We start from the raw sequence: 11,790 nt of genomic DNA, 5'->3' as shown, positions 1-11,790 counted from the left end.
ACCATATACAGTCATATCTCCGGCCATTCCTAAAGCTTCGAGCAGGTTTATTTTTTCATCGGTTATTATGAATGTAGAGGGCTTATTAACTTCGCCTATAACCGTAACTTTGAAATTTACAATTTGAATCTCCACTTCGGGTTTTTTCACATGCTCACTTAATGCAGCGGCAATCCCAGACTGAGCCTCTTCAATGGTCATTCCTTCTATTTTAAAGTCGCCGATTAATGGTAAATGAATATTGCCGCTTTTATTTACACGATAGCCTTTTAAAGTAGCGTCCGGCGAAATATTCTTGCTGGTAAATAGTAAATTCGATTCAGGACTTAAGCTGTTCATTGTGATATTAACAATGTCATTTTGACGGATACGAGCTTCCGGGTTTTGTGCATCATTTGTTGTAGTGGTATTGGCCATGTTGCTAAAATAAACCAGATCTCTTCTTGGAGCACAGGCGCTTATCACCAGCAGTATCAAGACGGAACTTCGAGTTAGTATTTTCATAATCATGAGTAATAAGGTTTATTGGTTATATATTTCTTTTGCTTTTACATATCAAATATATCTATTTGGGCATCAACGACATATTGATTTTCACGATTGAAATTAAATTGTAAAACCACATTATTTTTTTACATAAAGTGTAAAGAAAACCGAGGCATAGTTTACACATGCTGTAAAAAAGCTGTAAAAAAAACACCTTGTTTTGAGTAAATATCAAGGCCGTTTTTAAGTTTATGAGTACCTGAAATGACTTTTTTTTTGGAAAAAATAAATTAGTGAAATAATCCATCAACGGAGAAAAAATAAAATTTTTGAAGGGACCTAAAATAGTGGAAATTACCAGGGTGATGATGGCTGAATTTACATCTGTATTTACACCTGTTAAACTTAAATGGAATTAATTGCGAGGGCTATCAAAATGCATCAAGCGGGCAATATGATCAATGCCATTAAACAAAAAATGCTAAGAATTTTAATTGATTCTTAGCATTGCATTTTTGAAGTGTTTTGAGAATTTTATTTGCAGGTGAGATAGTTTACTGCCTGGTAATTTCCCTGTAGAAAACCCTGCATTTATAGTAGCTTTATAACATACATTAACTTATTCAACAGTTACCGATTTAGCCAGATTACGCGGCTGATCAACATTACAACCACGCATTACCGCAATGTGATAAGCAAGCAGCTGCAACGGAATAGTTGCCAGCAAAGGCAAAAAGACTTCGTCCGCATCAGGTATTTCAATGCAGTAATCGGCCATTTTTTTAACTTCTGTATCACCCTGGGTTACTATGGCTATAACTATTCCTTTGCGGGCTTTAACTTCCTGTATATTACTAATCACTTTTTCATATGAAGAGTTTTTTGTGGCAATAAAAACAACCGGCATTTTTTCGTCAATTAATGCAATTGGGCCGTGTTTCATTTCGGCAGCAGGATAACCTTCTGCGTGAATATAGGATATCTCTTTTAATTTTAAAGCACCCTCTAAAGCAACCGGAAAACCACTGCCACGCCCTAAAAACAGACAATTTTTTGCATCTTTAACTTTAGCAGCAATATTTTTAATTAAATAATCGGTAGCCAAAACTGTTTGTATTTTATCAGGTATGCTATTCAATTCGGTTAAAAGGCTGGTTAATTTAGATACTGGAAGGGTTCCTTTTTGCTGAGCAATATAAAGTGCCATCAGGGTTAAAACGGTTACCTGAGCAGTAAATGCTTTTGTTGAAGCTACGCCAATTTCGGGACCGGCATGGGTATAAACGCCTGCGTGTGTAATACGTGGTATAGATGCACCTACAACATTGCAAATTCCAAAAATTGTTGCGCCCTTTTCTTTTGCTATTTCAATAGCTGCCATGGTATCTGCTGTTTCGCCCGATTGGGATATGGCAATTATTACATCCTTTTCATTAATAATAGGATTACGATACCTAAACTCAGAGGCGTACTCCACTTCAACGGGGATACGGGCATATTCCTCAATTAAATATTCGCCTGTTAAACCTGCGTGCCATGAAGTACCGCAGGCAACAATTATTATCCGTTCAATATTTTTTAATTTATCGGCGTACTCTTTAATACCACCTAATTCTATCTTACCATCTTTTAGGTTGATACGACCGCGCATACAATCTTTCACAGATCGTGGCTGTTCATATATCTCCTTTAACATAAAGTGGTCAAAGCCTCCTTTTTCAATAGCCTCCAGCTTGAGCTCCAGCTCCTGTATCAAAGGGGTTTGGATCACATTATCCAGGCGCCTAATTAAAAGCTCATCGGGCTTTATTAATGCTATTTCATTATCTTTTAAATAAATCACATTTTTAGTGTATTCAACAATAGGCGTGGCATCAGAGGCAATAAAATATTCGCCATTCCCTACTCCAATAACCAATGGACTGCCTTTTCTTGCAGCAATTAATTGACCAGGGTTTTCCCTGTCTATAATTACTATAGCATAGGCGCCAATTACTGAGTTTAAAGCAAGCCGAACCGCTTCCATCAAATCAATTTGTTCTATTTTTTGTATTTCCTCTACCAAATGAATTAAAACCTCGGTATCGGTAGCACTTTTAAACTCATGCCCACGGCTAATTAATTCTTCCTTAAGTGTGGAGTAATTTTCAATTATACCGTTATGAATAATATGTAAACGATTATCATTTGAACTATGCGGATGGGAATTAACATCAGACGGAGCTCCGTGAGTGGCCCAGCGGGTATGCCCTATAGCGGTGCCCCCGCTTCGGTCTTTGTCGCTGGCAAAATCTTCGAGGGTTGAAACTTTTCCGGCTTTTTTGTAAACATTAAATCCGTTGCTGTTTATAATTGCAACACCAGCACTATCGTAACCACGGTATTCCAATCTTTTTAAACCTTTAATCACTATGGGCCAAGCTTCGCGAAACCCGATATAACCTACTATTCCACACATAAGCGTTATTTTTTTGTATGAAGTTTATATTGATAAAATTTAGTTTTATTAAAATCCTGAACAGTGATCAGATAGATTTTTAAATCTTCTATCCTATATATCTTTGCAAATAGTTATTATAACTTATTGTGATCACAACTAATATCGTTACCCAATATGAGGTTTACTGTGACCGTCATCACTTTTAATAATGAGATTAATCACGCCCATTATAGCTAAGCAGTCAAAATAAATAACTAACTAATATCCATGCGTTATCAGGCGGAAGTCAGAAAAAAAGGTAATAGAAATAAAATGTTGCGGTTTTAATGTTTATAAAAGCACATTGGCTTTTTAATGAAGTAATCAAAATGTAAAATAGGTTTAAACCGTTTCGGGGAGAAACTGGTTTATCTGCAAAGCCATTGTTTATCATAAAACAATAAACCTGCCATTACTGCTTTGCTGTTAAAATGATAAGTAGGATAGTTATCAATTTTTTATTTTTTCAAGACGATCGTGTTCCAGTATCGTAATATGTCCGTTTTTTTTATCAATCAATCCTTCTTCTTTAAAATTAGTTAAAGTACGACTAACCGTTTCCAAAGCCATACCTGCCATGCCGGCCAGCTCTTCCCTGGATATTTTCAACAATATTGGATCATCAGATTGTTTATTCAACCGCAACAGTACTTGTGCTAATCGTTTCCTTACCGAATTATAGGCAAGCTCAAGCATTTGGTCTTCTTTCTCGGATATATTGTTTGAAAGTATCCTTAAAAACTGCTGACTGATGGCTGGATATTTTGTAAGCAATGATAAAATAATATCTTTAGGAAGCAAGCATACCGTTGAATCTTCAATAGCTATCGCTGTTTCTTTAAATGCTTCATTTAACAGCAGCGCATTTACACCTAAATAATCATCAGTTTTGTATAATCCGGTCATAAATTCTCTCCCGTCATCTGAAAATTTTATTGTTTTAATACAGCCATCAAGTATCAAATATATACCGGTAGGCTGGTCTCCATCATAATACAAGATCTGCTTTTTTTTAACCTGACGTATTTTGCGGCTTGCTATTAAAGCCTTTAGTTCGGCCTTTTCATCTTTTGAATTGTTTGCCAGGCTCTCCAGATTTTTTAACGCTTTGGTAAAAGATACTTTTCGTATTTCGTTTTTCTTTAATCTGCCTTCAATTGCGTTAAGGAGTTCTTTTTGATTAAATGGCTTAATTATATAGTCATCAGCACCCATTTCCATCCCTTTTCTAAAATCCATCTGCTCGGTTTTGGCTGTTAAAAAAACAAAAGGGATAATGGCTGTTTCCGGACTTTTGCTTAGTAGTTGCAAAACATCAAAACCATCTAATTCCGGCATCATAATATCACATAATATTAGGTCGGGTTTCATTTGCGAGGCTAAACTAACTCCGGTTTTTCCGTTGTTGGCTTGTATTATATTATAGCCTGCATTTTTTAATATTTTAGCAGCGACGCCCCTTATTATATCCTCGTCGTCGATGATAAGAATGCATTCATTCATAACATAAGGTTAAAGTTATTGTAGTTTAATTTGCTTTCAATTTTGAACTTTTGCAGGGAACAAAATTTATAACTTTAAAAATTTCACGATACTTAATTAATAAATTCCTAAATTGTATGGGACCTCCGTTTCTTATTTCCTCCATCCGGCTCGCTTATTTAGTTCCGGAAGAAAGTGTTTTTTTTATCGGCTATGAACTATCGCCTTCATACTATTGACGAATTTGACTTTGATTTATCGGGATAAATAAATTTTACAATTAACGAATTTATAATTAACACTCGTAAAAAGTCAAATTACACCTGCAGAAGGTCTACTTTGCATTTTAACAGTTATTATTCAATAAGTTAAACATTAAAATTGGGATAATAATTGATTGATGCAATATATATAAAAGCTCTCGATTTTGCAAATCGAGTACAAATAAATTAGCCTTAACTCATTTATACTCATCAAGTATCCTCTTTTTTTATGTTTCGCTTACCTAAATCAACTTTAAAATACTGATACATGCCTGATATTTAAGCAGTTCTGGAAGCTAAAAAAATGGGAAATATAGCAACTCAAAACCATAATTTACTATATTAAATCACATGCTTATGAACAGCAAAGCCCAATACTTTTGTATCAGGCTTTGCTGTTTATATTGAATTATTTAAAATTAAAAGCTTATATCCTTCAGCTCCCAAATCAAATAAATGCTATACTATTATTTATTTTAGTTTTCATTTTTTTGATAATTAATTAGCTATTGATTCTGCATACTTTTTAAAACTGTTTAAAATAGCTTGCCAGCCACCTTGCTGCATCTCAATGGAGTGTGTGTTTTCTGCTTCAAAAGTTTCAGTCACCTTTGTTGTATTGCCATTTTGGGTAAAAGAAACTTTTACTGTTCTACCATCACCAATGGTATAGGCAATCAGTTCATTTGTTTTTACTTTATCGTACACACCGCCAAAATCAAAACCAAAACTTCCGTCTTTGGCTTCCATACGCGCAAGGAATTTCCCACCTTCCCGTAAATCGTTTTCTGCGCGGGGTGTATGCCAATCGTCCGATGCATTGTTCCAGTTAATGATATGCTCAGGGTTGGTCCATAAATTCCAAACTTTTTCAATCGGTGCATTTACGGTAGCTTCTACTGTAATGGTTACTTTTTCTGCAGTATTCATTTTGTTGATTTTTAAATAGATGATTTGTAGTTTGATTTTGATAAAGCAAACATAGTATGCTTGCTTAAATATTATAGAGGCCGAAAAAGACAAATTAAGGGTGACTTTGCGACACCGTATTTTATTGGTTTATAGAAGAAAAGTTTAGAACTAATTTAAGAAAAATACAAGTTGGTTGCATCACAACCACATAGTACCTGCGTAAGAAGACAATTAACAGAATTAATTATTTAAATTAGATTGATATTACCAACCACCTAAAAACCAATTATATGGCCAATCAAAACAACAATATAATACTTCGTTGGTATGATGAAGTATGGAATAAAGGTAATGAAAATGCTATTGATGAGCTATTGCATCCGCAAGGAAAAGCTCATGGTTTGGGAGCTGAACCACTTATTGGCCCGGCAGGGTTTAAACCCTTTTATAAAGCTTTTAAAAGCGCCTATTCAGACATTCAGGTAACTGTTGATAAAATTCTGAATGAAGGTGATTATGTAACAGCATTGTGTACCGTAAAAGCTAAGCATAATGAAACTGGCAAGGAGGTTAACTTCACAGGAACAAGTGTAACAGAGGTAAAAGACGGCCAACTAATGACTGGTTGGAACCATTTCGACTTTTTGACCATGAACTTACAAACAGGCAAAATAAAAGAGGAACAACTGATGTAGCAGCGGATAGGCTGTTTATCATTTAACCGCTCCTACCCCCTCGCTTGTCATCACCACCCTTTTTATACTGCCATCCTTGTTATAATACAAATAATCAATACATACCGAACGGTGAAAACTTCCGGCATCGGCGGCTAATGCCCCGTTATGATATATAAAATATGATTTGCCCTTAAAATCAATAATGGCCTGGTGGTTGGTGTTGGAGTTGCCGGCCAGTTCATTGATGACGCCTTTATAAACCCAGGGGCCATTTATACTGCGGCTCATGGCATAAGCTATTTTTTCAGGAAATTCATAGGCGTATGATAAATAATACCAGCCATTACGTTGATGTACCCAGGGGGCTTCGGTATAATGCGGCAAAGTAATTGTTTCTATCGGGCCGTCAAGCTCGGTCATGTTGCTTTTAAGTTTGGCATAATAACACATACCATTGCCCCAAAACAGGTAAGCCTGCCCATCCTTATCTATAATAACTGTAGGGTCAATATCATCCCAGGAATGCTTAATGGCTTTGGTCATATCGTTGGTGACTAATGCGGTACCCCGGGCATCCTTAAAAGGCCCTGTCGGACTATCAGACACAGCTACTCCAATAGCTTTACCCGGAATAGTACCATGTTCAACCGCTACATACCAATAAAACTTGCCGTTGCGCTCAATTACCTGCGATGCCCAGGCATCCGCCTTTGCCCAGACAAAATCCTTAATATTAAGGGGTGAGGGGTGCTCGGTCCAGTTCACCATATCTGATGATGAAAAGCAGGTCCAGTTGTGCATTACGTAACCACTTTTCCCTGTAGGCGCTTCGTCATGCCCTGTATATAAATAAACTTTATCCTTATACACCATAGCCGCCGGATCGGCTGTAAACTCATGCCTGATAATGGGGTTACCTGTAGCGTGTATAATGGTATCAGGGTTTACAACTGTTGCCTTGGTTTCTGTTAAACAGCCGAGCGCAACTGTAAGTGTGAGAAGGTATTTTGATATTTTCATTGTAAATACTATTAACTTATATAATTACGTCATTGCAAGAAAGCCCCCTCTAAATCTCCCCCAAATGGGGAGATTTTAAAAAAGTATCTTAAAGTCCTCTCCTTTGGAGTGGGTTGGGTGAGGCTTTTTACTTCACTACTACCGGCCACCCATCAGCCCAACTCAACTTTTTCAATTGCAGTTTCGAGATCCCTTTATCTGCCGCATCATAACCGTGAAATATGATGTAATCCGTACCGTCAAAAGTGCTTACCCCGTTATGCCCTACCCCATACCAATCCTTATCGCCGGCCAGTAAAATGGTACCTCCTCCTTTGTTCATGGCCAAACCGGTCTTATCCAAATAAGGCCCTTTAAGGTTCTTAGCCCGGCCAATGATCATTTTATACGTGCTTTGCGGCCCTTTACAGCAATAGTCAATAGAGGCAAACAGGTAAAAGTATTTATCGTGCTTAAAAATAAAAGGTGCTTCAATGGCATTACCGCCAGCATCAACCGGGTTACCATCAACTGCTGCGAGTTTTTCAGATGATTTTTTTCTGCGCGTGGCAACGGTCGGTATATTCCTGATATCCTCAGCAACACTTAGCCTGTCCTTGTTTAACTTAATCAATTTCAGTCCGTCCCAAAACGAGCCAAATACCAGGTAAGGGGTACCATCCTTATCGGTAATTAAATTAGGGTCAATAGCGTTCCAGTTTGTTTTACCGGGGATAGATTGAATGATCCTGCCATGATCAACCCATTTGTAGTTAGGATCGTTAGTATGCAAAGTAGTATTGGTTGCAAGCCCTATGGCTGATGTGTTTTTACCAAATGCCGATACTGAATAGAACAGATAATACTGCCCCTTATAATACGAAATATCCGGCGCCCAGATATGATTCTTAAAACCCGGGATAGTATCAACCGCCCATTGCGGCGCGTTTGCAAAAACAGGCTTTTCTGCCTTCCAATGCACACGATCTGTCGATGACCACATGGCTATACCTCTGCCTGTACAAAAGACATAATAATTGCTATCCTGTTGAATGATAACAGGGTCATGAACCGAGATATCAGTTTTTAATTCCTGGGCATTTAAATTAATACCCAGGAATATGATGGCTATTGCTAAACAAAACCTCTTCAACTTATTTATTCTTTAACCTGATCACTTTAAAAGCATACGGTTCCACATCCACATTTACCGTTTTACCATTAACTGCCAGGGCGGTTTGCACGGGGCTTACCGCTGTCGGGCTGGTTAATGAATTTTCGTCGCTGTCTTTTTCACCCTTCAGTGTTATTACAGTTGCTTGTTTTTGGTAGCTGCCACCATTTATTTTAAAGCTTACTTTTTGCGCCGAAGCGGCTGTATTTACAAATTTAATTACCAGTTCGTTGGTGTTGCGATCCAAACTGGCGGTGGCAAAACAGCCATCCTGCCCGGCAACCGACTCCTTGCCCAGCGTCAGCGGTACCACGTCGGTACCCTTATTGAGCGAGAATAGCTGTTGTACATAATAATTGGGTGTGCCATAGCTGTTCAGGTTATCAAACCAGATCAGGTCTGGTGACCATTGCCAGCCCTCCACGTGAGCAAAAAGCGGTGCGTATGAAGCCATAGTCACCACATCGGCATTGCGCTCCAGGCCGGTCATAAAGGCCGCCTCAGCCAGGGCGCATTCCAGGGTGTTTTTATTTTTCGGACTAACAGTCTGTACGCTTTGGGCAGCATATTCGCCCGCGAAAATCTTCGGTCCTTTGCGGTCATAGTTATCATACCGGCGGGCATTGTCCCTAAACCATTGTGGCGATGCGTAATAATGCTCGTCCAGGATATCCGCGCCCAGGCTGCGGAAAGTTTTATCGAGCAGATCAAATTCCGGCCCTTTGGGGAATGGCCCCAAAGCAGATATGATCTTCACATCCGGATATTTTCCCTTAATTGCTTTGGTAAATATCTTCCACCTGTCTATATACTGCGGGCCCCATTGCTCGTTGCCAACACCTATCATTTTCAAATTAAAGGGAGCAGGGTGACCAAGATCTGTCCGCAGTTTGCCCCATTTAGTACTGGCATCGCCGTTGGCAAACTCTATCAGGTCAAGCGCATCCTGCAGATACGGGTCAAGCTGGTCAAGCGGCACCATTTCAGATGTATTGAACTCGCAGGCCATACCGCAGTTCAGGATCGGCAGCGGCGATGCGCCAATATCTTCGGCGGTCATAAAATATTCCATAAAACCAAGGCCAAATGTCTGGTAATAATCAGGTGTAGGGCGATGGGCAAACTCAACATTCCAGCGGTTAATGATGTTGGTGCGTTTATCAATATCGCCAATACTTTTTTTCCATTGATAACGATTGTTCAAATCGCGGCCTTCCACAATACAACCACCGGGGAAACGCAAAAAGCCAGGCTTCAGGTCGGCCAGTTTTTGCACCAGGTCGGCACGCAGGCCACCCGGACGATTCTTCCAGGTATGCTCAGGAAAAAGCGAGATCATATCCAGGTCGATAACACCTTCGCCGCTAAGCCAAACATATAATCGGGCCTTTTGCACCGTTGCCGCCGACTTAAACTTTACGTTGTACCTGTTCCATTCCTTATCGGTGGGGGTTAATTCGGCTTTGCCTATAATGGCATCATTATCTCCATGAAGTTCAATGTTCAGCTTCACATTTGCGGCTCCATCCTGTTTGGCCATTGCAGAAAAGTTATATTCCTCACCTTCCTTAATACCCATCCCGCGGAAACCTTCATTGTCAAGACCAAAAGCCCCTGTTGCCGATGTTACGTATGCTTTTATAAAATGTGGGTTTTCCGGCCGCTCTGTCGCGCGGTTAATCACTTCTACCCGGCCATCTCCACCATCTTTTTTATGCTGTTGCCAGCCCATTAACGGCATATTAAATTCAAACGAGCGGTTCTTTACCAGTTCGGCATATACCCCGCCATCGGCAGCCAGGTTAATATCTTCGAAAAAGATCCCGTACATGGTTTTCTGTATAGGGGTTTTAATTTTATCGGCCTGAATGGTGTAAACTTTAGGCGTTTGTGCATAGGCTGATAAAAACATCCCTGCACTGCAAATGGTTAAAAAAGCTTTCCTGATCATTATTGGTGTTATTGGTAGCTAAATGTAAAAATAATTATTTAATAAGTGTTGATTTAACAATCATTATTTTCTCTTCCCCCATATAGCTGTACCGTTTTTATCCAAACCGGTAAAAATTATGGTAGATGCTATTTTGTTCTCCCAATCTCTTTCCCTTTCGGCCTTGAGCTTGTAGGTATCGCCATTGCTATAAGTTAAGGTTATCCAGGGCGTGGTAAAAGTCCATTTATCGCCTGCGTTTCCGTTTATCGTGCCATTGGCATCAAGCTTAAGATCTACAGCGGTTTGAAAATCGGGCGAAACCTGTTCAGTCCCGTAGCCCGGCACAACATGATAGTTCAGTGTGATCTTTTCATATGTACCTGCAACATCAGCAGCCGTGATGGCAGTTTGGGCAACATTGGCATATCTCTCGGGGGATACTATGGGCCAACCATCTGTAGTCCATGATATTTTACGTACATGCAAATCCATAAAGAAGGAATTAACACCCGGCCTTGCCTGATGTGCCATAAAATATTGCCCGCTGCCATTGTCAAAAACCGCGCAATGTCCGGTTCCCTGCCAACCACTCTGGTTTGCAAACTGGTAAGGTGCCAGTATCATCGGACCATGATCTTCATTGGTGTTCAGATCATGTCCGTTATAATCATAAAAAGGGCCTGTAGGATTATCTGCCCGGCCTGCCCTTACATTATACTTAGTTTGCAACCAGTCGTAAGATATAAACAGGAAATACTTTTTAAGCTCGGGGTTATAGATCACCTCAGCACCTTCAATATTACCGTTGTACTTGCCAGCGGAGAAGCCCCTGTTGGCTATCCTCTTTCCTTTGTCGCCCGATGACGCGGCAAGACCGGTAGCCGGATCAAGCTTCAGTATATAAATGCCATCCCATGCCGAACCATAATACATATATTGTTCGCCGATGGTGGTTGTTACTACTGTAGGGTCAATAGCATTGGTTTGTATACTGGCATCGTTGGCAGATGTTACTACAAGGTCTTTTTCGGTCCAGGGCCCTTCGGGCGATGTGGCGGTTGCCATCCCGATCACACTGAGGCGTGGAACGGCCGATGACAGCGAATAATACAACCGATACTCCGAACCTCTTTTTAATACATAAGGAGCCCATAAAGCATTAAAGGTTTTCCCTCCTAAATTACTTATAAAAGCAGTGCCTTTTGCAGGGATAGCATTAAATACCCAGCCAACATATTCCCATTGTACCAGGTCCTTTGATCTGCGGATCTGCAGGCCAGGCCTTACGTCGGTACCAAAAGCAACATCCGTGCTGTAGCTATAATAGTAATCGCCAAACTTTTTTACCGATGGGTCATGCACATTGTACACGGTCCATTTTTGAT

The 11,790-nt window shown here is 39.7% G+C and carries 9 protein-coding genes; 1 reads left to right on the top strand and 8 read right to left on the bottom strand.

Translation table 11 applies throughout. The annotated features are described in order from the left end of the window. The 4 genes from AC1DRQ_RS26130 to AC1DRQ_RS26115 form a co-directional block, all read right to left on the bottom strand. On the bottom strand, positions 1–504 hold a 504-nt coding region (locus tag AC1DRQ_RS26130; RefSeq protein ID WP_477428253.1), incomplete at its 3' end, for a polysaccharide biosynthesis/export family protein. A gap of 601 nt (positions 505–1,105) precedes the next feature. Beyond that, a complete protein-coding gene (gene glmS / locus AC1DRQ_RS26125) occupies positions 1,106–2,944 on the bottom strand; it encodes a glutamine--fructose-6-phosphate transaminase (isomerizing) (protein WP_477428251.1) in 1,839 nt (612 codons plus the stop codon). A 471-nt stretch (positions 2,945–3,415) separates the two neighbouring features. Next, complete coding sequence (locus AC1DRQ_RS26120) at positions 3,416–4,468, bottom strand: response regulator (RefSeq protein WP_429400014.1); 1,053 nt, start codon at positions 4,466–4,468, stop codon at positions 3,416–3,418. Positions 4,469–5,208: 740 nt separating this feature from the next. Beyond that, complete coding sequence (locus tag AC1DRQ_RS26115) at positions 5,209–5,640, bottom strand: SRPBCC family protein (protein WP_429400013.1); 432 nt, start codon at positions 5,638–5,640, stop codon at positions 5,209–5,211. Between the two features lie 272 nt (positions 5,641–5,912). On the opposite strand from AC1DRQ_RS26115, the gene AC1DRQ_RS26110 reads away from it, so the two are divergent. Further along, positions 5,913–6,317, top strand: coding sequence for an ester cyclase (locus AC1DRQ_RS26110; protein ID WP_477428249.1), 405 nt, complete (start codon positions 5,913–5,915; stop codon positions 6,315–6,317). 18 nt (positions 6,318–6,335) lie between these two features. Here the strand turns inward: AC1DRQ_RS26110 and AC1DRQ_RS26105 are convergent, their stop codons facing one another. The 4 genes from AC1DRQ_RS26105 to AC1DRQ_RS26090 all read right to left on the bottom strand — a co-directional run. Continuing rightward, on the bottom strand, positions 6,336–7,319 hold the full coding sequence (locus AC1DRQ_RS26105) for a glycoside hydrolase family 43 protein (RefSeq protein ID WP_477428247.1): 984 nt from the start codon (positions 7,317–7,319) through the stop codon (positions 6,336–6,338). Between the two features lie 127 nt (positions 7,320–7,446). Next, positions 7,447–8,451, bottom strand: coding sequence for a family 43 glycosylhydrolase (locus AC1DRQ_RS26100; protein ID WP_477428245.1), 1,005 nt, complete (start codon positions 8,449–8,451; stop codon positions 7,447–7,449). A gap of 1 nt (position 8,452) precedes the next feature. After that, positions 8,453–10,423: an alpha-L-arabinofuranosidase C-terminal domain-containing protein gene (locus AC1DRQ_RS26095; RefSeq protein ID WP_477428243.1), complete on the bottom strand. Its 1,971-nt coding sequence runs from the start codon at positions 10,421–10,423 to the stop codon at positions 8,453–8,455. Between the two features lie 63 nt (positions 10,424–10,486). Further along, positions 10,487–11,790 (bottom strand): family 43 glycosylhydrolase (locus tag AC1DRQ_RS26090; RefSeq protein ID WP_477428241.1); only part of this gene is annotated, 1,304 nt, incomplete at its 5' end.

It is taken from the genome of Mucilaginibacter sp. P4_E8 (genome assembly GCF_056401495.1).
The sequence above is the reverse complement of the archived record's forward strand: the minus strand, read 5'-3'. Positions and strand labels throughout refer to the sequence as shown.